Annotated in this window: 23 protein-coding genes; 15 read left to right on the top strand and 8 right to left on the bottom strand. The window is 65.0% G+C overall.

What is annotated here, in order from left to right:
- Nucleotides 1-71: 71 nt before the first annotated feature.
- A complete protein-coding gene (locus tag DCM80_RS17685; RefSeq protein ID WP_257192863.1) occupies nucleotides 72-1,184 on the bottom strand; it encodes an AI-2E family transporter in 1,113 nt (370 codons plus the stop codon).
- A 208-nt stretch (nucleotides 1,185-1,392) separates the two neighbouring features.
- On the opposite strand from DCM80_RS17685, the gene DCM80_RS17690 reads away from it, so the two are divergent.
- The 3 genes from DCM80_RS17690 (at nucleotide 1,393) to DCM80_RS17700 (ending at nucleotide 3,105) form a co-directional block, all read left to right on the top strand.
- Nucleotides 1,393-2,172 (top strand): L,D-transpeptidase, encoded by a 780-nt coding sequence (locus DCM80_RS17690; RefSeq protein WP_257192864.1) that lies wholly within the window; start codon nucleotides 1,393-1,395, stop codon nucleotides 2,170-2,172.
- Nucleotides 2,173-2,189: 17 nt separating this feature from the next.
- Nucleotides 2,190-2,843: a DUF2865 domain-containing protein gene (locus DCM80_RS17695; protein ID WP_257192865.1), complete on the top strand. Its 654-nt coding sequence runs from the start codon at nucleotides 2,190-2,192 to the stop codon at nucleotides 2,841-2,843.
- A gap of 106 nt (nucleotides 2,844-2,949) precedes the next feature.
- Nucleotides 2,950-3,105 carry a Thivi_2564 family membrane protein gene (locus DCM80_RS17700; RefSeq protein ID WP_008546817.1) on the top strand — a complete coding sequence of 52 codons (156 nt, stop codon included), beginning with the start codon at nucleotides 2,950-2,952 and terminating at the stop codon, nucleotides 3,103-3,105.
- Between the two features lie 66 nt (nucleotides 3,106-3,171).
- On the opposite strand, the gene DCM80_RS17705 is transcribed toward DCM80_RS17700, so the two are convergent.
- From DCM80_RS17705 to cysD, 4 genes are all read right to left on the bottom strand, one after another.
- Nucleotides 3,172-3,372: a CsbD family protein gene (locus DCM80_RS17705; protein ID WP_257192866.1), complete on the bottom strand. Its 201-nt coding sequence runs from the start codon at nucleotides 3,370-3,372 to the stop codon at nucleotides 3,172-3,174.
- Nucleotides 3,373-3,501: 129 nt separating this feature from the next.
- Nucleotides 3,502-5,667: a malate synthase G gene (locus DCM80_RS17710; protein ID WP_257192867.1), complete on the bottom strand. Its 2,166-nt coding sequence runs from the start codon at nucleotides 5,665-5,667 to the stop codon at nucleotides 3,502-3,504.
- Between the two features lie 287 nt (nucleotides 5,668-5,954).
- On the bottom strand, nucleotides 5,955-7,871 hold the full coding sequence (cysC, locus tag DCM80_RS17715) for an adenylyl-sulfate kinase (RefSeq protein WP_257192868.1): 1,917 nt from the start codon (nucleotides 7,869-7,871) through the stop codon (nucleotides 5,955-5,957).
- 21 nt (nucleotides 7,872-7,892) lie between these two features.
- Complete coding sequence (gene cysD / locus DCM80_RS17720) at nucleotides 7,893-8,687, bottom strand: sulfate adenylyltransferase subunit CysD (RefSeq protein ID WP_126259757.1); 795 nt, start codon at nucleotides 8,685-8,687, stop codon at nucleotides 7,893-7,895.
- A 245-nt stretch (nucleotides 8,688-8,932) separates the two neighbouring features.
- On the opposite strand from cysD, the gene cysG reads away from it, so the two are divergent.
- The 12 genes from cysG to DCM80_RS17780 all read left to right on the top strand — a co-directional run bounded on the left by cysG (nucleotide 8,933) and on the right by DCM80_RS17780 (nucleotide 20,174).
- Nucleotides 8,933-10,357 carry a siroheme synthase CysG gene (cysG, locus tag DCM80_RS17725; RefSeq protein ID WP_257192869.1) on the top strand — a complete coding sequence of 475 codons (1,425 nt, stop codon included), beginning with the start codon at nucleotides 8,933-8,935 and terminating at the stop codon, nucleotides 10,355-10,357.
- Nucleotides 10,354-10,671 carry a DUF2849 domain-containing protein gene (locus DCM80_RS17730; protein ID WP_028138500.1) on the top strand — a complete coding sequence of 106 codons (318 nt, stop codon included), beginning with the start codon at nucleotides 10,354-10,356 and terminating at the stop codon, nucleotides 10,669-10,671. Before cysG ends, DCM80_RS17730 begins: the two co-directional genes overlap by 4 nt.
- Before the next feature lie 11 nt (nucleotides 10,672-10,682).
- Nucleotides 10,683-12,338: a nitrite/sulfite reductase gene (locus DCM80_RS17735; RefSeq protein WP_257192870.1), complete on the top strand. Its 1,656-nt coding sequence runs from the start codon at nucleotides 10,683-10,685 to the stop codon at nucleotides 12,336-12,338.
- Nucleotides 12,325-12,840, top strand: a complete 516-nt coding sequence (locus tag DCM80_RS17740; RefSeq protein ID WP_257192871.1) for a DUF934 domain-containing protein — start codon at nucleotides 12,325-12,327, stop codon at nucleotides 12,838-12,840. Before DCM80_RS17735 ends, DCM80_RS17740 begins: the two co-directional genes overlap by 14 nt.
- Nucleotides 12,837-13,568 carry a phosphoadenylyl-sulfate reductase gene (locus DCM80_RS17745; RefSeq protein WP_257192872.1) on the top strand — a complete coding sequence of 244 codons (732 nt, stop codon included), beginning with the start codon at nucleotides 12,837-12,839 and terminating at the stop codon, nucleotides 13,566-13,568. Before DCM80_RS17740 ends, DCM80_RS17745 begins: the two co-directional genes overlap by 4 nt.
- 108 nt (nucleotides 13,569-13,676) lie before the next feature.
- Nucleotides 13,677-14,690 (top strand): sulfate ABC transporter substrate-binding protein, encoded by a 1,014-nt coding sequence (locus DCM80_RS17750; RefSeq protein ID WP_257197967.1) that lies wholly within the window; start codon nucleotides 13,677-13,679, stop codon nucleotides 14,688-14,690.
- Nucleotides 14,691-14,729: 39 nt separating this feature from the next.
- The gene (cysT, locus tag DCM80_RS17755) at nucleotides 14,730-15,566 is read left to right on the top strand and encodes a sulfate ABC transporter permease subunit CysT (protein ID WP_257176658.1); all 837 of its coding nucleotides are present in this window, start codon (nucleotides 14,730-14,732) and stop codon (nucleotides 15,564-15,566) included.
- An 8-nt stretch (nucleotides 15,567-15,574) separates the two neighbouring features.
- Nucleotides 15,575-16,483 (top strand): sulfate ABC transporter permease subunit CysW, encoded by a 909-nt coding sequence (cysW, locus tag DCM80_RS17760; protein ID WP_257192873.1) that lies wholly within the window; start codon nucleotides 15,575-15,577, stop codon nucleotides 16,481-16,483.
- Nucleotides 16,473-17,507, top strand: coding sequence for a sulfate/molybdate ABC transporter ATP-binding protein (locus DCM80_RS17765; protein ID WP_257192874.1), 1,035 nt, complete (start codon nucleotides 16,473-16,475; stop codon nucleotides 17,505-17,507). The genes cysW and DCM80_RS17765 overlap by 11 nt, the downstream gene beginning before the upstream one ends.
- Before the next feature lie 123 nt (nucleotides 17,508-17,630).
- On the top strand, nucleotides 17,631-18,131 hold the full coding sequence (locus DCM80_RS17770) for a CAP domain-containing protein (protein ID WP_028138492.1): 501 nt from the start codon (nucleotides 17,631-17,633) through the stop codon (nucleotides 18,129-18,131).
- A 77-nt stretch (nucleotides 18,132-18,208) separates the two neighbouring features.
- The gene (locus DCM80_RS17775; RefSeq protein ID WP_257192875.1) at nucleotides 18,209-19,393 is read left to right on the top strand and encodes a patatin-like phospholipase family protein; all 1,185 of its coding nucleotides are present in this window, start codon (nucleotides 18,209-18,211) and stop codon (nucleotides 19,391-19,393) included.
- Nucleotides 19,386-20,174, top strand: coding sequence for a 3-hydroxybutyrate dehydrogenase (locus tag DCM80_RS17780; RefSeq protein ID WP_257176663.1), 789 nt, complete (start codon nucleotides 19,386-19,388; stop codon nucleotides 20,172-20,174). Before DCM80_RS17775 ends, DCM80_RS17780 begins: the two co-directional genes overlap by 8 nt.
- Nucleotides 20,175-20,329: 155 nt before the next feature.
- Here DCM80_RS17780 and DCM80_RS17785 read toward each other — a convergent pair whose 3' ends face one another.
- The 3 genes from DCM80_RS17785 to DCM80_RS17795 form a co-directional block, all read right to left on the bottom strand.
- Nucleotides 20,330-21,154 (bottom strand): sulfite exporter TauE/SafE family protein, encoded by an 825-nt coding sequence (locus DCM80_RS17785; protein WP_257192876.1) that lies wholly within the window; start codon nucleotides 21,152-21,154, stop codon nucleotides 20,330-20,332.
- 197 nt (nucleotides 21,155-21,351) lie between these two features.
- Nucleotides 21,352-22,719, bottom strand: coding sequence for a flippase (locus tag DCM80_RS17790; RefSeq protein WP_373569360.1), 1,368 nt, complete (start codon nucleotides 22,717-22,719; stop codon nucleotides 21,352-21,354).
- A gap of 104 nt (nucleotides 22,720-22,823) precedes the next feature.
- Nucleotides 22,824-23,663 (bottom strand): protein-disulfide reductase DsbD domain-containing protein, encoded by an 840-nt coding sequence (locus tag DCM80_RS17795; RefSeq protein ID WP_257192879.1) that lies wholly within the window; start codon nucleotides 23,661-23,663, stop codon nucleotides 22,824-22,826.
- Between the last annotated feature and the right edge of the window lie 30 nt (nucleotides 23,664-23,693).

The following is a 23,693-nucleotide window of genomic DNA, read 5'->3' on the forward strand; positions in this document are numbered from 1 at the left end:
TCCGAACTGTTGACGGCTGCGATAGCCGGAAAACGTTTCGTCACCGGGGAAGTTCCGTTCGCGGAAACCGGTCAGTCCCGCGGCAGCTGCGGCGAATCCGCCGGCAACAGGTGCTCCTTGAGGATCAGCGCCACGATCAGGAGCGGCGACGACAGGAACGCGCCCATCGGACCCCACATCCAGGTCCAAAATGCCAGCGCAAGCAGGACTGCAAGGGCATTCAACGCGAGCCGCCTGCCGATGATGGTCGGAGTGATGAAATGCCCTTCCAGAAAGGTGAGACCGCCGAAGGCCAAGGCCGCCATCAGGCCGCCGCTGATGGTCGGAAAGGCAACCAACCCGACCACGACCAGCACAACGAACATGGCGACCGGCCCGATGATCGGGATGAAGTTGAGCGTTGCTGCGAGCGCACCCAGCCCGGCGGGATTGGGCATGCCGGTGAGCGCGCAGATGAGACCGGTGGCGACGCCGACGCCGACGTTGATGAGCGTCACCGTCAGGAGATAATTGCCGAGATGCTCCTCGATCTCGTTGAGGATCCGGAGCGTGCGAAGCCGTGCGTCATGGCCGCCGAAGTTCATGATCATGGCGCGCCGCAGGTCGCGCCAGCTGGCGATGAACAGGATCAGGGTGACGAAGAACAGCAGGAATTCGGTAAAGGTCGGTGACAGGAATTCCAGCGTCGGCTGCACCCACTCGACCTTCGGCATGTGGATGCTCGGCAATCCTTCGGAGCCGCCGAGCATGGCTTGCGTCTCCCGCCACAGCGAAAGCGGCCGGTCGAACACGTGCAACTTGTCCTTCAGCCGCGCGCCGAGCTCCGGCAGACGCGTGCTCCACTCGATTGCCGGCGAGGCGATCAGCGCCACGACGAAGGCGACCACGGCGGTCCCGGCAGCCACGATCAGAACGGCCCCGACCGCACGCGGGACCTTGTACCGCTCCAGGAAGCCCGCCGCCGGCGACAGCATGGTGCCGGTGACGAAGGCCATCACCACAGGCAGGAAGAAAGCCCTTCCGACGTAGAGCACGGTGACGACGGCAATCAGCAACAGGCCGGCGAGCGCAAAGGCGACGAACTCCGTGCGGCGGATCACCGGCGGCAGCTCGGCACGGCTGTCGGGAAGCGGGTCGCCTGCGCTGTTGCCGGGAATCAAACTCTCGCTCGGAAGGACGCGCACGATCTCTCTCCCGCACGGAAGCCTCGCACCGCGCGCCCATTGATGACGGATAATGCGCGAGCCGGACCGCGGTTCCATCGCGGCTTCGTGAAGTGCTGCTCGCTTGACTGTGACAGGGATGCCGCGCGCCGCGCCGGAACTTGGATCGCCCCCGCGGAGTTCATGGGACAACGCATCACCCTGATGCACACATCCCACGGGGCAGCACATGACAAAGTTCTCTGCAGTCCGTCGCAGCTCGTCGCCGCGCGTCGTCACCGCATTCGCCTTCGCAACGCTTCTGATCGGCGTGCCGTGCGGCGGCGCGAGCGCGCAAACGTACGGTTACAGCCCGATGCAGCCGCAATCCTACGTACAGGATCAAGGCTACTCGCAAGGCTACCTGAACGAGGCGCCGCAGGCGGCCGAGGACGAAGATGCTCAGCTGCCCGATCGCCTGCGCAGGCAGATCGTCGGCTTCGACCGCAGCGAGCCCGCCGGCACCATCGTGATCGACACCAACAACACCTATCTCTACTACGTGCTCGGCAACGGCCGCGCCATTCGCTACGGCGTCGGCGTCGGCCGCGAAGGTTTTACCTGGTCCGGCGTGCAGAGCGTCAGCCGCAAGGCGGAGTGGCCGGACTGGCACCCGCCGGCGGAGATGATCGCGCGTCAGCCCTATCTGCCGCGCTTCGTCGCCGGCGGCCCCGGCAACCCGCTTGGCGCGCGTGCGATGTATCTCGGCTCCAGCCAATACCGCATCCACGGCACCAACGATCCCTCCACGATCGGCAAGTTCGTCTCCTCCGGCTGCATCCGCATGACCAACGAGGACGTTGTCGACCTGTTCGGCCGCGTCAATGTTGGCGCCAAGGTCGTGGTGCTGCCGAAGAATGCGCCGCTGATGGCAAGGGACGGCGACCCCGTGCGCAAGCGTCCGGCCGTGACGACGCTGCCTTCGGGCAGGCACGCGCTGAATATCTCGGCGTCCTCGGCCGTGAACTAAGGCTTGAGTGAGGTGACATGAGCAGAGGTATCAACGGCAAGCTGGCTGCCGGTTTGGCAATCCTGGCGATTGCTGCCGGCGGCGTGGCGCAAACGCCATCGGCGCATGCGGAGGATTTCTTCTCGGCCCTGTTCGGTGGCTTCCGGCGGCCGCCGCCCGAGATCCGGATGCCGTTCTCCCACGACGACACGCCACGCTATGAGGCGGCCCCGCGCCAGCGCGCCGCCTATGGTGGCGGCACGGCCTATTGCGTGCGCGGTTGCGATGGCCGCTACTTCCCGGCGCAAGGCAATGATGCCGAGAGCAAGGCGCAATCCTGCAAGAGCTTCTGCCCGGCGTCCGAGACCTCACTGGTCTATGGCGGCAACATCGACGACGCTACCACCGACAAGGGGAAATCCTATTCCGAATTGCCCAATGCCTACCGCTATCGCAACGAGATCGTCTCGGGCTGCACTTGCAACGGCAAGGATTCCGTCGGGCTGGCGCAGGTCAAGGTCGAGGACGATCCGACGCTGCGCAAGGGCGACATCGTCGCCGGCGCCGATGGTCTTGTGGTTGCCAGCCGCAATGCCAACGACCGCCGCGGCGGCGTCGCGATGAACTTCTCGCCGCTGCCGGACTCGGTGCGCGCCAGATTCCGCCAGGTGCCGGTTGTGGCGAAGGAGTAGGCGGAGTACATATTTGCTAGAAATGACAATGGGTTGCAGTGCTGGAACCAGCGCAACCGTCAGGCGTTAGGATAGTGGTCGCAATTTGCCTGAAGGGGGTCCCGCGATGCTGGTGGGCGTGCTCGTCACTTTTCTCGTCGTCATTCTCGTCCTTTATCTCATCAACATGCTGCCGATGGACGGTCGCGCCAAGCAGATCGCGCGCGTGATCGTCATCATCATCGGCATCGTGTCCTTGTTGAAGTATCTCGCGGTGTTCTAGCCAGGGTACGGGCTACACATCAAAACAAAAGCCCCGGCGTGAGCCGGGGCTTCTTTTGCGTCCGCTTCAGTGCAGCCCTTTGAGCCAGTCGTCGACGTCCTGACGAACCTGGTCCTTGGCCTTGCCGTAGCGCTCCTGGAGCCGGCCCTCGAGCTGCTCGCGCCGACCCTCGATCAGCGTGAGGTCGTCATCGGTGAGCTTGCCCCATTTCTCCTTGGCCGAGCCCTTGAACTGCTTCCAGTTGCCTTCGATTCGATTCCAATCCATGACCATCTCCCGTGGGTTGATGGCCTGACAACGCAAGCGCCGCGCGGCCTGTTCCGCGGCCTGCCGCGGCGTTTCGCCCACAAAAAAGCCCCGGCGTAAGCCGGGGCTTTTGAAGCTCTCTGGTGGAGCTCAGCCCGCCGCCTTCGCTTCGCGGCGGCGCGCGGTGAGGATGTATTCGGTGTAGCCGTTCGGCTGCTCGCGCCCCTTGAAGATGAGATCGCATGCTGCCTTGAAGGCGACGCCGTCGAAGGCGGGCGCCATCGGCCTGTAGATCGGATCGCCGGCGTTCTGCTTGTCGACGACGACTGCCATGCGCTTCAGCGATTCCATCACCTGCGCCTCGGTGATGACGCCCTGGTGCAGCCAGTTGGCGAGATGCTGGCTGGAGATGCGCAAGGTGGCGCGGTCCTCCATCAGGCCGACATCGTGGATGTCGGGGACCTTGGAGCAGCCGACGCCCTGGTCGATCCAGCGCACGACGTAGCCGAGAATGCCCTGGCAGTTGTTGTCGATCTCCTGCTTGACGTCGTCGGGCGCCCAGTTCGACTTCGACACCGGAATGGTGAGGATGTCCGAGAGCTTGGCGCGTGGCCCGCCCTTGGCGAGCTCCTCTTGCCGCACGGTCACGTTGACCTGGTGGTAGTGCAGCGCGTGCAGCGTCGCCGCGGTCGGCGAGGGCACCCAAGCGGTGGTGGCGCCGGCCTGCGGATGGCCAAGCTTCTGCGCCAGCATGTCCGCCATCTTGTCGGGCGCGGCCCACATGCCCTTGCCGATCTGGGCGTGGCCGGGCAGGCCGCAGGTCAGGCCCATGTCGACGTTCCAATCCTCATAGGACTTGATCCAGGCCTGCGCCTTCATCTCGTTCTTGCGGATCATCGGGCCCGCTTCCATCGAGGTGTGGATCTCATCGCCAGTGCGGTCGAGGAAGCCGGTGTTGATGAACATGATGCGCTTGGAGGCGCGCTGGATGCAGGCCTTGAGGTTGACAGTGGTGCGCCGCTCCTCGTCCATGATGCCGACCTTGAGCGTGTTCTCGGGCAGGCCCAGCATCTTCTCGACGCGGTCGAAGATCTCGCAGGTCAGCGACACCTCGTCCGGGCCGTGCATCTTCGGCTTGACGATATAGGCCGAGCCGGTGCGGCTGTTCTTGACCTTGGAATTGCCCTTGAGGTCGTGGATGGCGAGCAGGCCGGAGACGGCGGCATCGAGCAGCCCTTCGGGAATCTCCTCGCCCTTTTCGTCCAGCACCGCGTCGGTGAACATGTGGTGACCGCAATTGCGCATCAACAGCAGGCTGCGGCCGTGCAGCTTGAGCTCACCCTTGCCGTCGGGCGTCTTGTAGAGGCGGTCGGCGTTGAGCGAGCGCGTCAGCGTCTTGCCGCCCTTCTCGAAGTCGGCCGACAGCGTGCCGTTCATCAGGCCCAGCGTGTTGCGGTAGACCAGCACCTTGTCCTCGGCATCGACCGCGGCAACCGAGTCCTCCATGTCGAGGATGGTGGAGACCGCGGCCTCCATCATCATATCGGCGACGCCGGCCGGATCGTCCTTGCCGATCGCGCTGCTGCGATCGATCTTGACCTCGACATGCAGGCCGTTGTTGACGAGCAGCACCGCGCTCGGGGAAGCCGCATCGCCCTGGAAGCCGGCGAACTGCGCGGCGTTCTTCAGCGCGGTGGCGTTGCCGCTCTTCAGCTTCACCGCGAGCTGGCCCGCGACGACGCTGTAGGCGGTGACGTCGGTGTGGCTGCCGGTTGCGAGCGGCACGGCGGCATCGAGGAACGCCTTGGCCTTGGCGATCACCTTGTCGCCGCGCGCCTTGTTGTAGCCCTTGCCGCTTTCGGACGGATCGTGCGGAATGGCGTCGGTGCCGTAAAAGGCGTCATAGAGCGAGCCCCAGCGCGCGTTTGCCGCGTTCAGCGCGTAGCGCGCATTGGTGAGCGGCACGACGAGCTGCGGGCCGCAGATCTTGCCGATCTCCTCGTCGACATTGGCGGTCTCGACCTTCTGGGTCGCCGGCTCCGGGACGAGATAGCCGATCTCCTTCAGGAAGGCGGTATAGGCGTTGAGGTCGAACGCCTTGCCCTTGTTGGCACGGTGCCAGTCGTCGATCTTGGCCTGCAGATTGTCGCGGAAAGCCAGCAGCGCACGGTTCTTCGGCCCCAGGTCCCTGACGATGGCCGCAACCCCGGCCCAGAACGCATCCGGTGCGATCCCCGTTTTCGGGGTCGCTTCCTTGGCGATGAAGTCAAACAGGACGGGGGCGATCTTCAATCCGTGGGCGTCGACGCGTTTCATGATGGGCTTTCTTGTTGGAAATGGCTGTTTTTTGGCTGCTTTTGACCCGACAGCAGCAAAATGCGCCCACCAGGGGCGGCTTTCGGGGCCCTATTAGCCCCAAAACCGGGGCGGTGAGAAGACCTCCATAAGTTGTCAAAATGTCAAGCAGAGGTAAGGCCCAGGCACCGCTGTCATTCCCCGCGAAGGCGGGAATCCAGTACGCCGCGGCTTCTCCGTATCCCAACGCTGTCTCTGGAATACTGGGTCGCCCGGTCAAGCCGGGCGACGACAGCGGTGGGGCGCCTTCAAATATTCGCAGCGAGGTCCACGGCCTCGTCGAACAGCACGCCTGATGTCTTCAGCATGCGCTCGATCTCGTCGGCGGCCTCGGCGACCGTCCGTGTCGAGGTGTCGATCACGAGCTCGGCCGCTTGCGGCGCTTCGTAGTCGTTGCCGATGCCGGTGAACGAGGCCAGCGCGCCGGCGCGCGCCTTCTTGTAGTGGCCCTTGGGATCGCGCTCCTCGCAGACTTCAGCCGGCGTCGCGACGTGGATCTCGCGGAACAAGGTGTCGGCGATGCGGCGCGCACTCGCGCGGTCCTCGCGGGCCGGCGAGACGGCGGCGACGATGGCGATGTGGCCGTTGCGGGCGAGATGCGTCGCGACTTCGGCGAGGCGCCGGATGTTCTCGCTGCGGTCCGCGGCGGAGAAGCCGAGATCGCTGTTGAGGCCGGCGCGCAGCGTGTCGCCGTCGAGCAAGATCGGCGAGCCGCCGTTGCTGAACAGCCGCCGCTCCAATGCCTTGGCGAGCGTCGATTTGCCGGAAGCGGGCAGGCCGGTGAGCCAGACCACGGCACCGTTGTGCCGATAGCGCGCAGAGCGCTCGTCGGGACGCAGGGCCGATTCCACCGGTACGATGTCGACGGGCACGGCGCGCTGGCCGGCATCGACCGACAGCACCAGACCACCGCCGGCGATGCGGCCGGACACCTCGATCACGAGCCGCCCGGTGCGCGGGTTCTCGGCGTAGGGATCGGTCGCAATCGGATTCGAAAGAGAGATATCGATTTCGCCGACATGGTTGCGACCGATCGCCTTGTTCTCGGTGCTTTCGAGCTCGCCCGGATCGACCGCCTTCTCGATCGCCACCACGGTGGCGCGGCTTTCCTTCGGCCCGCAACGAACCAGCAGCTGGTCGCCCTTGGCGAGCGGCTTGTCGTGCAGCCAGAAGATGCGTGCACGCAAGCGCCGCGTCTCGCGCGGAGCGCTGCCGGCATGCGCGACGATGTCGCCGCGCTCGATGAACAATTCGCGGTCGAGCGTGATGCCGACCGAACGGCCGGCGCCTTGCCGCCCCGCGACCGGCGTCGCCGGCCAGCTCTCGACCGTCCTGATCCGGGCGATCTTGCCGGCGGGCATGATCACGATCTCGTCGCCGGCCTTGAGGCTGCCGGACTCGATGCGGCCCGCCACGATGCGGCGGTCGTCGAACTTGTAGATCGCCTGCACCGGCAGCCGCAGCGCCAGCGCTTCCAGCGCCCGCGCCGGCTCGAGCCTGTCAAGCGCCTCGACCACGGTCGGGCCCTTGTACCAGCCGATCCGGCCGGTCCGCTCGGCGACGCCGTCGCCATCGCGGGCGGAAATCGGAATCACCGCCGTGGGCGTCACGCCGAGGCCGCTCAGATGCGCGGAAATCTCGTCGCTGATCTCCTTGAAGCGATCGGCGGAAAACTCGACGCGGTCCATCTTGTTGACGACGATCGCGACCTGCTTCACGCCGAGCAGATGCAGCAGGTAACCGTGCCGCCGTGTCTGGTCGCGCACGCCTTCGAGCGCGTCGATGATCAGCACCGCGCCGTCGGCTTGCGAGGCGCCGGTGATCATGTTGCGCAGGAATTCGGCGTGGCCGGGCGCGTCGATCAGCACGATGTCGCGCGAATTGGTGCGGAAGCGGATCTGCGTGGTGTCGATGGTGATGCCCTGGTCGCGCTCGGTCTGCAGCGCATCGAGCAGGAACGACCATTCGAACGGCATGCCGCGCCGCGCGCTGACGGCTTTCAGCATGTCGAGCTTGCCGTCGGGGAGGCTTCCGGTCTCGTGCAAGAGGCGGCCGACCAGCGTCGACTTGCCGTGGTCGACATGGCCGACGATGACGATGCGCACCTGCGGACGGGTGGTGCCGTTCGGGGTCGCAGGCGAAGCGGGGGTGACGAGCATGTTCATGACCGCGATGCGTCCTTGGGGTCAGAGATAGCCGGCGACACGAAGGCGCTCGAAGGCGTCCTCGGTCTCGTGGTCGAGCGCGCGTCCCGAGCGCTCCGGGACCTTGGTCTGCTCGAGCTCGATCAGGATCTCGTCGATGGTCGACGCCGTCGAGTTCACGGGGTTGGTGATGTCCTGATCGCCCAGCGAGCGGTAGCGCTTGCCGTCTTTCGACAGATAGAGCGGGATGATCGGGATGTTCTCACGCTTGGTGTAAGCCCAGATGTCGGCCTCGGTCCAATGCAGGATCGGATGGATGCGCAGATGCGCGCCTTGCGGCGGCGAGGCATTGAAATGATCCCAGAACTCGGGGGGCTGATCGCGCACGTCCCAATTGCCTTCAAGGCCGCGCGGCGAGAACACGCGTTCCTTGGCGCGGGTCGCTTCCTCGTCGCGGCGGATGCCGGCGATCAGGCCGTCGAAGCCATACTTGGCGAGCGCCATCTTGAGGCCTTCGGTCTTGCGTGCGGCGGAGCGGGCAGCCGGCGGCAATGTTGGATCGACGGCATCGATGGGCGGGCAGGGCTCGACGCGCAGATCGAGATCCCACTCTTTGCCGTAATGATCGCGGAAGCGGTACATCTCGGGAAACTTCTTGCCGGTGTCGACATGAAGGGCCGGGAACGGCATCTTGCCGAAGAACGCTTTGCGCGCCAGCCAGATCATGACGTTGGAGTCCTTCCCGAGCGACCACAGCAGCGCGATCTTCTTCAGCCGGGCGAAGGCCTCGCGGAAGATGTAGATGCTCTGCGCCTCGAGCTGGTCGAGATGGTCCATGCTCGGCGCAACATCGGCAGAAAATTGTTGCGAGCCCGGGTGTGCGAGGGGGGCTTTGCTGCTCACTCCGATCGAAGCGGAATTGTCGTTGAGAAGATGCATCTCTGCCACTTTGCGTTTGGAGGCGAAAATTCTATAGTTGCGATGCAGAAGAGAAGAAAAAATTTTCTCTTTGCGCGCTCGAAACGACACATATATAGAAAATAATTCCAGTCAACCCCGGAAGTGGGGGAAGCGAGTATCGTATGCGGTTCTTGCCGGTATTCCTCGATCTCAAGGCCGGTCCGGTGGTTCTCATCGGCGCGGGCGAGCTTTTGCGCGCCAAGCTGCGCGTGCTCGCTGCGGCCGGCGCGCGCATCCGTGTGCACGCGATCGACGGCAATCAGGATCTCGGCCTCGGCGCGGACGACGCCGCGCGTATCGAAGCCCGGACGGGCGATCCGCTCACCGCCGATCTCGCGGGCGTCATTGCCGTCGTCTGCGCAGGCGCCGGCGATGTCGGGGTGGCGATGTCAATTCGCGCCAAGGCGCTTGGGCTCCCCGTCAACGTCATGGACGATCTCGAGCATTCCAGCTTCATCTTTCCGGCGATCGTCGATCGCGGCGACGTCGTGGTCGCGGTCGGCACTGGCGGCACCTCCCCCGTGGTGGCACGGCGCGTGCGCGAGAAGATCGAGGCGCTGCTGCCGGCGCGTATCGGTGAACTCGCCGAGTTCATCGGCGGCTTCCGCAAATCCATCAATGAACGCATCGCCGAGTTTCCGCTGCGCCGCCGCTTCTGGGAGCGGGTGATCGACGGTCCGATCGGTGCCGCCGTGCTCGCCGGTCGCAAGGCAGACGCAGACGCCGCCCTCAATGCGATTTCAGATCTCTCCGAATTCGCACGCGCGGACAAGCCGCAAGGCTCTGTCGCGCTGGTCGGCGCCGGTCCCGGCGATCCCGATCTTCTCACCATCAAGGCGCTGCGCGCGTTGCAGGACGCCGACATCGTCTTCCATGACGAACTGGTCTCGGGCGAAATTCTCGACCGCATCCGCCGCGACACCACGCGCGTTGCGGTCGGCCGCCGCGTCGGCAAGCCCGGCATCGGCCAGGACGCCATCAACAAGCGCATGATCGAGGCCGCGCAAGCCGGCCAGCGCGTGGTGCGGCTGAAGGGCGGCGATCCCTTCGTGTTCGGGCGCGGCGGCGAAGAGATCGAAGCACTGCGCGCCGCAGGCGTTCCCTATTCGATCGTTCCCGGCATCACCGCGGGCCTCGGCGGCGCCGCCGATTTCGAGGTGCCGCTCACCTACCGTCATGAAGCGACCCGCATCACCTTCCTCACCGCGCACAAGGCGCGCGATGCGGAAGTCGTGGACTGGTCGGCGCTGACCGACACCAGGATGACCGTCGTCGTCTACATGGGCGTGTCCGCGGCAGCTGCCGTGCGCGCGGGCCTGCTCGCTGCGGGCCGTTCGCCGGAGACGCCGGTCGGCGTGTTCGCCCGCGTCACGCGTCCCGACGCGCAAGGCGCGATCGGCACGCTTCGCGAACTTCCCGACCTCGCACGGCGAGCCGATAGCGGTCCTGCCATTCTCATCATCGGCGAGGTGGTCCGGCATGCCGGTTCGCTTCGCCGCCAGACACCCAACCAAATCATCTCTGACCTATTGGATGCAGCCGAATGACCTCTCCGCTCGAACAGAAGAAGATCAAGATCGCCGGCCCCTCGATCGTGACCGCCAACCGCACCTGGGACGGCATCGTGGTTTACCGCACCGCCGCCAAGAGCTGGTCCGCGGACCTGTCGGAAGCCGCGATCGTGCGCAACTCCGACGAGGCCAAGGCGTTGCTTGCGGAGTCCATCGCCGATGACGTCGGCGCGATCGGCCCCTATATCGCCCCGGTGCAGGTCGGCGCGGACGGCAAGATCGAACCCGGCAACTTACGCGAACTGATTCGCCGTACCGGTGTGACCATCGGACAGTCGGCCCAGGCTTAAGGCATCTTCTTATGTATGCTTACGACGAAATCGACCGCACGCTCGTCAACGAGCGCGTCTCGGAGTTCCGCGACCAGGTGAAGCGGCGCCTGTCCGGTGAGCTCACCGAGGACGAGTTCAAGATCCTACGCCTGCAGAACGGCGTTTATCTGCAATTGCACGCCTACATGTTCCGCGTGGCGATCCCCTACGGCACGCTGGCGACCAACCAGCTGCGGGCGCTGGCGCATGTCGCGCGGAAATACGACCGCGGCTACGGCCATTTCACGACGCGGCAGAACATCCAGTTCAACTGGATCAAGCTCGCCGAATTGCCGGACGCGCTGGAAGATCTCGCCAAGGTCGGCATCCATGCGATGCAGACCTCCGGCAACAACATGCGCAACGTCACCTCGGACCAATGGGCCGGCGTCGCGCCTGGCGAGATCGAGGACCCGCGCATCTGGTCGGAGCTGATCCGCCAGCACACCACGCTGCATCCGGAATTCTCGTTCCTGCCGCGCAAGTTCAAGATCGCGATCACCGCGTCGGACCATGACCGCGCCGCGATCAAGATCCACGACATCGGCCTGCGCCTGATCAAGAACGAGAAGGGCGAGACCGGCTTCGAGGTGCTGGTCGGCGGCGGTCTCGGCCGCACGCCGTTCATCGCCAAGACCATCAAGCACTTCGTGCACGGCCGCGACATCCTCAGCTATATCGAGGCGATCCTGCGCGTCTACAACCAGTACGGCCGCCGCGACAACATCTACAAGGCGCGCATCAAGATCCTGGTGCACGAGCTCGGCATCGAGAAGTTCTCCCGCGAGGTCGAGGACGAGTGGCAGCACATCCGCAACTCCTCGCTCCAGATCGACGACGAGGTGATCGAGGACATCCGCTCGCGTTTCACCTATCCGGCTTACGAGAAGCTGCCGCACATGCCGGACGAGCTGCGCCAGGCCGCGGCCGATCCCGATTTCGAGGCGTGGCGCAAGAACTCGGTGGCCCCGCACAAGGTGCAGGGCTATTCCATCGTCACCATCTCGCTGAAGCCGACCGGCGGGCCTCCGGGCGATGCCACCGCCGAGCAGATGGATGCGCTCGCCGATCTCGCCGACAAATATTCCTTCGGCGAGATCCGCGTCGGCCATGAGCAGAATCTGGCTTTGCCGCATGTCGCCAAGCGCGACCTGCCGGCGCTGTGGAAGGCGCTCGACAAGCTCGGGCTCGCGACGCCGAACGTCAATCTGATCACCGACATCATCGCCTGCCCCGGGCTCGATTATTGCTCGCTGGCGAATGCGCGCTCGATCCCAATCGCGCAGGAGCTGACGCGGCGCTTCGCCAATCACGAGCTCGCCAATTTGATCGGCCGGCTCCACATCAACATCTCCGGCTGCATCAATGCCTGCGGCCATCACCATGTCGGCCATATCGGCATTCTCGGCGTCGAGAAGAACGGCGAGGAAGTCTATCAGATCACCATCGGCGGCCGTGCCGACGAAAGCGCCGCGCTCGGCACCTTGATCGGGCCGGGCGTCAAGTTCGACGAGGTCGCCGACGTCGTCGAGGACATCGTGGAAGCCTATCTGGCGCTGCGCGAGCGGCCCGAAGAGCTGTTCATGGACACCGTGAAGCGCCTCGGCGTCGAACCTTTCAAGGAGCGCGTCTATGCCACTCGTTAAGGGCGGAAAGATCACGGGCGACAGCTTCGCCAAGCTCGCCGTCGACACGCCGCTGCCCGAGAGCGGCGACATTCTGGTGCCGGCCGAGCGCTTCCTGGCCGAGGCCGACACGCTGCTCAACCGTTCGGGCAAGGTCGGCGTGATCTGGCCCAATAGCCGCGACATCAGTGAGCTCGTGCCCTATCTCGGCAAGGTCGCCGCCGTCGCGCTGGTGTTTCCGACCTTCCGCGACGGCCGCGCCTACAGCCAGGCCCGCCTGCTGCGCGAGCGCTACGATTATCGCGGCGAACTGCGTGCCACCGGCCAGGTCTTGCGCGACCAGTTCGTGTTCATGCTGCGCGCCGGCTTCGACGCCTTCGAGGTCAAGAAGCAGGCCGACGCGGAAGCCTTCATGGAGACCGCCAAGCGCTATTCGGTGTTCTACCAGCCGACCGGCGACGGCCGTATCACCGCGCTGCACCGGCGCATGCAGCTGCGTCATTCCGAGGGTGTCGGCACGTGAACGTCGTTCCCTCTCAGCTGGCTCGGCTCTCCGTTTCCGCGCTGCCTTCCGCGCAGGAGCTCGATCGCGCCTTGCGCGATGCCTCGCCCGCGGAGATCGTCGCCGCGGCGCTGAAGACGGTCGGGCGCGACAAGCTGGCGCTGGTGTCGTCCTTCGGCACCGAATCGGCGACGCTGCTGAAGGTCATGGCGGATGTCGACCCGGCGATCCCCGTGATCTTCCTCGACACCGGCTGGCTGTTCGAGGAGACGCTGGCCTATCGCGACACGCTGATCGCGACGCTGGGTCTGAAGGATGTCCGCTCGATCAAGCCGGCCGAGGCGACCCTGTCGCGCGAGGATCCCGACCGCGATCTCTGGTTCTCCGATCCGGACGCCTGCTGCCGCATCCGCAAGGTGGAGCCGCTGGCGCGCGCGCTGAAGCCCTTTGATGCCTGGCTCAACGGCCGCAAGCGCTTCCAGGGCAACGCGCGCACCGACATTCCGGTCGTCGAGGACGACGGTGTGCGATTGAAGTTCAATCCGTTCGCCAACGTCTCACGCGAGGACCTCGAGGCGATCTTCGTCCGCGCCAAATTGCCGCGTCATCCCCTGGTTGCCTCCGGTTTCCGGTCGGTCGGGTGTATGCCTTGCACGAGCAGAACGGCCGAAGGCGAGGATGAACGCGCCGGTCGCTGGCGCGGCCGAGCCAAGACAGAATGCGGCATCCACACGATGAAGACTTCGTAGCACAGCAACATTGCCACGCCGCGAACAAGAAAATCCGGTTTCGTTGACTTGAGCGCGTTTCGCCGCGAGTTTCGCCTGCCTTCGCCGACACCGATGTCAGTGAAGCGAATGGAGATGGACATGATGCGCCGTATCGTTCCGCTCGCTGCAGGTCTCGTCTTGACGGGTTTCTTGGCAAGCGCAGCTATTGCCGCTGACATCAACCTGTTGAACGTGTCGTACGATCCGACCCGCGAGCTCTATGCCGAGTTCAACAAGGCATTTGCGAATGCCTATCAGAAGGAGACCGGCAAGAGTGTCGAGATCAAGCAGTCGCATGGCGGCAGCGGCTCGCAGGCCCGCGCCGTGATCGACGGCTTGCAGGCCGACGTGGTGACGCTCGCGCTCGCCTACGACATCGATGCAATCGCAGCCAAGCGCCTTACCGCGGTCGACTGGCAGAAGCGGCTGCCGCAGAATTCATCACCGTACACCTCGACCATCGTATTCCTGGTGCGCAAGGGCAATCCAAAGGCCGTCAAGGACTGGGACGATCTGATCAAGCCGGGGGTCGCGGTGATCACGCCGAACCCGAAGACATCGGGCGGTGCGCGCTGGAATTATCTTGCGGCCTGGGGTTTTGCGCAGAAGAAATACGGGTCTGCCGACAAGGCCAAGGATTTCATCGGAAAGCTCTACCAGCAGGTGCCGGTACTGGATACCGGCGCGCGCGGCGCCACCGTGACCTTCGTCGAGCGCGGCGTCGGCGACGTGCTGCTCGCCTGGGAGAACGAGGCGTTCCTCGCGCTGAAGGAATTCGGCGCGAACAAGTTCGAGATCGTAGCGCCGCCGCAGTCGATCCTGGCCGAGCCGCCGGTCGCGATCGTCGACAAGGTGGCCGACAGGAAGGGCACGCGCAATGCCGCCGACGCGTACCTGCAATATTGGTACACGAGGGAGGGTCAGGAGATCGCCGCGCGCAACTTCTACCGCCCGCGCGATGCCGAGATCGCAAAGAAATATGAAAGCGCCTTCGCCAAGCTCGAACTATTTACGATCGACGACGTTTTCGGTGGTTGGACCAAGGCGCAGAAGGAACATTTCGCCGACGGCGGCATCTTTGACCAGATCTACAAGAACTGATCGGCTGCTGTCTTAAGAGGCTTTTTTGCAGGGGGCCTGGTGAGCGCAATCGCAGCACGACGCCGGACGTTGCCGGGCTTCGGTCTCACGATGGGGCTGACGCTGTCCTGGCTGTCCGTCATCATCCTCATTCCGCTCGCCGGGCTGTTCCTGAAATCGCTCGAGCTTAGTCCCGAACAGTTCTGGAATATCCTCTCCAGCCGCCGCACCCTGAATGCCCTGCGCGTCTCCTTCGGCCTCGCCTTCGCCGCGGCCTGCGTCAATCTCGTCATGGGCAGCATCATCGTCTGGGCGCTGGTGCGCTACCGCTTTCCCGGCCGCCGGCTGTTCGACGCCATCGTCGACGTGCCCTTCGCGCTGCCGACGGCGGTGGCGGGCGTCGCGCTGACCGCGCTGTTCGCCGAGCAGGGCTGGCTGGGGGCGCCGCTTGCGGCGCTCGGCATCAAGGTGGCGTTCACGCCGGTCGGCATCTTCGTCGCCATGATCTTCATCGGTATTCCCTTCGTGGTGCGCACGGTGCAGCCGGTGCTGCAGGACCTCGATCCCGAAATCGAGGAAGCCGCCGGCAGCCTGGGGGCCAACCGCTGGCAGACCATCACGCGCGTGATCCTGCCCTCGCTGGCGCCGGCGCTGCTCACCGGGCTCGCGCTCGCCTTCGCCCGCGCGGTCGGCGAATACGGCTCGGTGATCTTCATTGCCGGCAATCTGCCCAACGTCTCCGAGATCGCGCCGCTCCTGATCGTGATCCGCCTGTCCGAGTTCCGCTATGCCGACGCGACTGCCATCGCGGTGGTCATGCTCGTCGTCTCCTTTGTCGTCATCCTGGCCGTCAACCGGCTCCAGCGCTGGGCGCAGAGCCGGATCCCGGCGCGCTGAGTCGGACCATGACGATGCAGATCGCCCATTCAGGTCCCGTCACCTCGTCCGACGAGAAGGCCCGTGCACGTGAAGCCCTCGCGCGGGACAATCTTCGCACCGAGCCGAAGGCAGTGCGCATTGTCATCATCGTTGTCGCGGTCGCGTTTCTCGGCATTTTCGTCGTGCTGCCGCTGGTGGTGGTGTTCGCGCATGCGTTCTCGAAGGGAATCGCCGCCTATTTTGCCGCGCTGGCCGATCCGGAGGCGCTGGCTGCGATCCGGCTGACGCTGCTGGTCGCAGCGATCTCGGTGGGCCTCAATCTGGTGTTCGGCCTCGTCGCCGCCTGGGCCACCGCCAAATTTGACTTCCCGGGTAAGACGTTCCTGATCACGCTGATCGACCTGCCGTTCTCGGTGAGTCCGGTGATCTCCGGGCTCGTCTTCGTGCTGCTGTTCGGCGCGCAGGGCTATCTCGGCAGCTGGCTGAGGGATCACGACATCCAGATCCTGTTCGCGGTGCCCGGCATCGCGCTCGCCACCACCTTCGTGACCTTCCCGTTCGTGGCGCGTGCGCTGATTCCCCTGATGCAGGAGCAGGGCACGCAGGAGGAGGAGGCCGCGATCTCCCTCGGCGCCTCGGGCCTGCAGACCTTCTTCCGCGTCACGCTGCCCAACATCAAATGGGGCGTGCTCTACGGCGTCCTGCTCTGCAACGCGCGGGCGATGGGCGAGTTCGGCGCGGTCTCGGTCGTCTCCGGCCATATCCGCGGCGAGACCAACACGATGCCGCTGCTGGTCGAGATCCTCTACAACGAATACCACTTCGTCGCCGCCTTCGCGATTGCCTCCTTGCTCGCGATGCTGGCGCTGATTACGCTGATCGCCAAGACGGTACTGGAACGCCATCTGGACCAGGGACAGGCAAGTGACCATTGAAGTCAGAGATCTCGTCAAGACGTTCGGCAGCTTCAAGGCCCTCGACGGCGTCGACCTCAAGGTCGACGGCGGCGAGCTGGTGGCGCTGCTCGGACCGTCGGGATCGGGAAAGACCACGCTGCTCAGGATCGTCGCCGGCCTCGATTGGCCCGACGCCGGTGAAGTCCTCATCAACGGCGAGGACGCGCTGGCGCAGGGCGCGCGCGAGCGGCATGTCGGCTTCGTGTTCCAGCACTACGCGCTGTTCCGCCACATGACGGTGTTCGAGAATGTCGCCTTCGGCTTGCGCGTGCAGCCGCGCGCGGTCCGCAAGGACGAAGCGACCATCCGCGCGCGCGTCAAGGAGCTGCTGGACCTCGTGCAGCTCGATTGGCTTTCCGGCCGCTATCCGAGCCAGCTCTCCGGCGGCCAGCGCCAGCGCATCGCGCTCGCCCGCGCGCTCGCGATCGAGCCGCGCATCCTGTTGCTCGACGAGCCGTTCGGCGCGCTCGACGCCAAGGTGCGCAAGGAGCTGCGCAGGTGGCTGCGCTCGCTCCACCACGAGATCAACGTCACCTCGATCTTCGTCACCCATGACCAGGAGGAGGCGCTGGAAGTCGCCAACCGCGTCGTGGTCATGGACAAGGGCAGGATCGAGCAGATCGGCTCGCCTGACGACGTCTATGACAGCCCGGCAAGCGCCTTCGTCCACGGCTTCATCGGCGAATCGATCGAGTTGCCGGTGCAGGTCGAGGGCGGCGTTGTCAGGCTCGGCGACCGGCCGCTCGCTCTTGCGGCGGACGGGCTCGCGCCCGGCGCGTCGAGACTGTTCGTGCGTCGACATGACATGGTGGTCGGCCCGCCGGGCAGCGGCGCCTTCGAGGGCTCGGTGCAGCATGTCCGCAATTTCGGCCCCGTGCAGCGGGCCGAGATCGCATTGTCAGGCGGCAAGACCATCGAGATCGATGCCCCCCGCGACAAGGAACTGCGCGCCGGCGACACGATCGGCCTCGAGCCGCGCCGTTACCGGATATTTGCGGGCTAAGGCCCCGTGATTGCGGGTTCGATGCTTCGCACTGCCCCGGAATGACGGCTCAAATTTTCCTCAAAATTCACCTTTCAGCCATTGTTGATATGCAACAACGGCCCCTCATACGGGGGCACCTTCATGCGCGCTGCGGCCGCAATTCTCATCACTTTGCTGCTCGCCGGCTGTGCCGGCAACGAGGCACCGGTCCAGCAGCCGTCGATGTATACGGACATGGCGGTGCCGGGCTCCAAGCTCGATGCGCAGGCGGCCGCGATCATGATCTCGCAATACCGCCAGAACAACATGCTCGGCACGGTCGTGGTCGACCCCGATCTGATGCGGCTTGCGGAATCCCAGTCCCAGGCCATGGCCGCCGCCAACAAGATGGACCATGACGTCCGCGCGCCTCTGGCCAAGCGGCTCGCCGCCGGCGGCTATCCCGCCACCGTCGCGGTCGAGAACATCTCGGCCGGCTATCATACGCTGGCGGAAGCCTTTTCCGGCTGGCGCGACTCGCCTCCGCACCGCGCCAACATGCTCAAGAGCGGTGTCACAAAATTGGGCATCGCGGCGAGCTATGCCCCCGGCACCAAGTACAAGGTGTTCTGGACCATGATTCTGGCCTCGACGGAGCGATGAGCCAGACTTGATCCCGACATGCATTGACGCCGTCGCGAAGTGTCGCCACGGTGGCGCGCCATTGCTAATGGTCCCCGATGACAGATCGTAGCCCGGAATCCGCCCGCATCCCCGCGCATGCGCAACGCGTCCTGGTCCTGCAGGGCGGCGGCGCGCTCGGCTCTTACCAGGCGGGGGCCTATCAGGCGCTGTGCGGCGCCGGCTTCGAGCCGGAATGGGTCGCCGGCATCTCGATCGGCGCGGTCAACGCCGCCATCATCGCCGGCAACGAGGGACCGACCCGCGTCAAGCGGCTCAAGGAATTTTGGGAGATGGTCTCCGCGCCGGTGCCGTGGAAGCCGATCGGCAAGAGCGATCACAGCCGCGAGCTGTTCAACTCGACCAGTGCCGCGCTGATCGCCACCTTCGGCGTGCCCGGCTTCTTCGTCCCGCGCGTCCCTCCGGCGCCGCTGTGGCCGCCGGGGCATCCCGAAGCCCAGAGCTATTACGACACCGCGCCCTTGAAGAAGACGCTGGAGCGCCTGGTCGATTTCGACCGCATCAACGACCTGAAGACCCGTCTGTCGGTCGGCGCGGTCGGCGTCACCTCCGGCAACTTCAAGTATTTCGACAATTACGAGCTCAAGAAGCTCGGCAAGAAAATAGGCCCGGAGCACATCATGGCCTCCGGCGCGCTGCCGCCCGGCTTTCCCTCGGTGATCATCGACGGCGAGCATTATTGGGACGGCGGCATCGCCTCCAACACCCCGCTCGACTACGTGCTCGATGCCGAGGTCGATCGCGACATGCTGATCTTCCAGGTCGATCTCTTTTCGGCGCGCGGCGATCTGCCGACGTCGCTGCTGGAGGCCGCCGAGCGCGAGAAGGACATCCGCTATTCCAGCCGCACGCGGATGAACACCGACAAGAACAAGCAGCTGCACAACGCCCGCAAGGCCGTGAGAGACCTGATCGGCAAATTGCCGGACTACCTGAAGAACGATCCGTCCGTCGAATTCCTCGCGAAAGTGTCGCGCGAAAGCACCGTCACCGTGGTGCACCTGATCTACCGCAGCAAGAATTACGAATCCTCGTCGAAGGATTACGATTTCTCGCACGTCGCCATGGTCGAGCATTGGGAGGCCGGCGTGAACGACGTGCACCTGTCGATGCGCCACAAGGATTGGCTCGAGCGGCCGCAGTCCGGCGAGACCATGGTGACCTACGATCTCACGGGGGACGTCTCCGCGCCCCCGGCAAAATGGAGCGAATCAAATGGGTAGTCTGTCAGGCAAGAACGCCGTCGTGACCGGATCCACCAGCGGCATCGGGCTCGCTTATGCGCGTGCGTTCGCCGGCGCCGGCGCCAACGTCGTCATCAACGGCTTCGGCACGCCGGAGGACATCGAGAAGGAACGCGCCAGGATCGAGCAGGAGTTCAAGGTGAAGGCGATCTATTCGCCCGCCGACATGACCAAGCCCGCCGAGATCGCCGGGATGATCGCGCTCGGCGAGACGACCTTCGGCTCGGTCGACATCCTCGTCAACAATGCCGGCATCCAGTTCGTCTCGCCGGTCGAGGAGTTTCCGATCGAGAAGTGGGACCAGATCATCGCGATCAACCTGTCCTCCGCCTTCCACGGCATCCGCGCCGCGGTGCCCGGCATGAAGAAGAAGGGCTGGGGCCGCATCATCAACACGGCGTCCGCGCACTCGCTGGTGGCCTCGCCCTTCAAGTCGGCCTACGTCTCGGCCAAGCACGGCATCGCCGGTCTCACCAAGACCGTGGCGCTGGAGGTCGCGACCCACAAGATCACCTGCAACTGCATCAGCCCGGGTTATGTCTGGACGCCGCTGGTGGAGAAACAGATCCCCGACACGATGAAGGCACGCAATCTGACGCGCGAGCAGGTCATCAACGACGTGCTGCTCGCGGCGCAGCCGACCAAGGAATTCGTCACCTCCGAGCAGGTCGCAGCGCTGGCACTGTTCCTGTGCAGCGACGACGCCGCGCAGATCACCGGCACCAATCTCTCGATCGACGGCGGCTGGACCGCGGCGTAGCAGCGCGGTGCGTAGGGTGGGTTAGCCATACAGGTGCGCGAAGCGCATCTGTATGGCGTAACCCACCAATTCTGTGACTGCGGAAACAAAAGAGGTGGGTTACGCCTTCGGCTAACCCACCCTACGGCACCTCGATCGGGGCGCCGCTCCTGTCTTCAATGCGTCCAGGCCAGGGCGGTGACGAACGCCGAGGACAGGTTCAGCTCGGCAAACATGATCTTGCCGGAGACGACGAACAGCACGCTGGCAAGCGTCAGCCGCAACACCGTCTCGGGCACGCGCGTCGCGCTGTAGCTGCCCACCACGATGCCGGGCAGCGAGCCCATCAGCAGCACGCCCATCAAGGCCCAATCCACGTCGCCGAGCGCCCAGTGCCCCATGCCGGCGACCAGCGTCAGCGGCACCGCATGGGCGATGTCGGAGCCGACGATGGTCACCATCGGCAGCCGCGGATAGAGCAGCAGCAGCACGGTGACGCCGACCGCACCGGCGCCGACCGACGAGATCGAGACCAGCACGCCGAGCACGATGCCGGTCACGACGGTCGCGATCGCGGTGTTGCGATCGTCGACGCGCTCCAGCCGGCTGCGATAGCGCTCCATGATCGACTTGCGGAAGATCAGCGAGGTCGCGGTCAGCAGCAGCGCGAAGCACAGCACGAGATTGACCAGGCTGCGCTCGGAATCGTTCTCGAGGTCGAGCTTCCACAGCACCAGCAGCGTCAGCGCGCTCGCGGGAATGCTGCCGCAGGCGAGCCGCAGCACCGCCGGCCAGTGCACGCTGCGCGACCAGCCATGCACCACGCTGCCGCCGGCCTTGGTCGCGGCGGCATAGAGCAGGTCGGTTCCGACCGCCGTGGAGGGATGAACACCGAACAGCAGGATCAGGAGCGGCGTCATCAACGAGCCGCCGCCCACGCCGGTCATCCCGACAAGGAGGCCGACGCCGAAGCCAGAGGCGACGTAGAGTGGATCAAGCATATCAGGATAATCTTAGGTTGATCTGGTCGGTTACGCAATACGACGTAGGATAAGGTTCCCCTGATGCGCAACCACCTCGGCAGAATAAGAAAAATATTGCCTCGCGTTGAAAAAGCGGAGGCGTTTTGCCTCGTCCGCGTGCGTGCGCTGACTGTGCCGTTCCCCGACAAAGCAGCAGGCATCGAGGCGTGCAGCGCCTATTTCCCGAACGCCAGCACGTGCAGGCCAAGGCGTTGCCGCACGATCCAGAACAACAGCACGGTCTCGAAGGTGAGGGAGATCGAGGTCGCAGCAGCAGCGCCGTGGCCGCCATAGCGCGGGACCAGCGCGATGCAGAGCACGAGGTTCATCACGAAGGCCAGCGCGTAAGCGAGTGCGCAGATCTTCTGCTGACCGAGCATGTTGAGCAGCCGCTCGACCGGCCCGATCGCGGCGCGCACCACGAGCCCGATCGCGGCGACGAACATGATGTCGTAGCCGACCACGAATTGCGGCCCGAACAACCAGAGCAGCGGCTTGCCGAGCGCGAGCAGCACGATGGTCGCCGCCAGCGACGGCCAGAACGTCCAGTTGATCGCATGCGCCACATAGGCCGACAGCCGCGCCTTGTCGCCGCTTGCGTTGTATTCGGCGAAGCGATGCGCCGTCGTCGCCGACATCGCGTAGTGGATGAAGGAGACCAGCGCCAGCGTCTTCACCACCGCAAAGTAGACGCCGACCTCGTCGGAAGGACGGAACTGCTGCAGCACCAGCACGTCGGTATAGGACAGCAGCAAGTAGAAGCTCTCGACCAGCAGGATCGGCAGCGAGACCGCGAGCCAGCCGCTTATGTCGTAAGTCTTGGGTCCGGGCTCGATGTGGTCGGCGAGCTTGCGGTTCAGCACCACCATCTGCCCGGTCATCGCGATCCACACCGCGCCTGCGCTCGCCACCATCGCGGCGACGGCGCCGAGATGATAGCCGAGCAAGAAGGCCGCGCCGGTGATGCCTATGATCAGCGCCTGGCGGATGATGAATTGCGGCATCAGCCCGAGCTGCATCCAGTCATGCGAGCGCGCGATGCCGTCCTGGGTGTTGGCGACCACAAAGGCGGGCAGGGTCATGCAGCCGATATAGAGCGGCAGCTGTTCGGCCGGATCGATCCAGGGCGACAGCAGCCTGACGATGCCGGCAAGGCCGAGCGACACCAGGGTCGACACGGCAAAAGTCAGCCAGCGACTGCCGGAGAGAAAGCCGCGCAGCAACGCCTGGTCGTTGCTGGCGCGATATTCCGGAATGATCTTCTGTGCCGAAGCGGAGATGCCGAAGTCCATCATGCTGCCGAGCAGCAGCACCCAGGTCCAGACATAGACGTAGATGCCGTAGTCGGACGTGCCCATCCAGCGCGCCAGCAGCACCTGAGAGACATAGGCAAGGCCCGCGCTGATGACGCGGATGATGAAGATGGTGCCGGCGAGCCGTCGCGTCAGCGAGGCCTCGCTCGGCCCGCCCGTCAGCCTGGCCCGCAGCCGCGCGATCAGCCCGGCCGGTCCGGTCGTTGCGGGTTCTGCATCCATCACGGCCAATTCGAAAATCCCTCAGGTCGCCCAGCGTGAGGGATTAGCAACCATTCGTTAAGATTGGGTTGGGTGGCGTTCCATCCTCGGTGTCGTCCCGGACAGCGCGGCACTCATTCCAAGTTCGTATTGAACTCGTAGGCCTTCTCCGGCCCGACCAGCGTGAATTTCAACGCCGCACCATCCGGCTTGGCCCCCGGCGGCAGGCCGTCGAGCTCGAAGGAAAACCGCATCACGCCGGGCGGGCCGTGCTGCACCGGCGCCGGAATCGGCAGCGCCCAATCGGGCGTCGGGCCTTCCACGAACAGATTGACGTTGCGGCTGTCGGGCGTGACCACGTCGACGACGACGTTCTTCGGCCCGTCGCGCTTGACGTCGCGGATGGTGAGCGGATTGAGATCGCCGATACTGGCAGGCTTGGGCACGGCGTCGAGCGCGGCGCGCAAATTGGCGTCCTCGGTTGAGGCGACGTTGTTGAAGCCGAGCTCGAGCTTGGCGTCGACCGGAATGCAGAGCTTCTCGCACACGGCGTAATTGATCTCCGCACGCAAGGTCACGGGCTTGTCGGCGGCCTTGGCGACGATGCGCAAGGGCAGCACGATCTGATCGTGATAGCCGATCGAATGGCCGCCGGCGCCGTCGGCGAATTTTTGCGGCGCCGGCCACATCACCGTCACCGCCTCGACATTGTCCGACTTCGAGAAGTCGAACCGCGGCGGAACGCCGGAATCGCCGGGGTTGCGCCAGTAGGTCTTCCACCCCTGCTGGAGCTGGAAGGCGATACCGCCGAGCAGGACGGCGCCGCTGCGCGATCCCGCCAATAGCCGCACCGCGGAATGTCCGTCGCGCTGCCACGGCGAAGCGTCATCGGCGCGGGCTGCGATGGCCAGCGACGACGCAAGCAGGGTTGTCGCGACGCCAATCGCCGCACGCAGGGGAACTCTCGTCAGCATGGCACGTCTTTACAGGGTCGTCCCGGGGCA

Source organism: Bradyrhizobium sp. WBOS08, assembly GCF_024585125.1.
GTDB classification, from domain to species: Bacteria; Pseudomonadota; Alphaproteobacteria; order Rhizobiales; family Xanthobacteraceae; genus Bradyrhizobium; species Bradyrhizobium japonicum_B.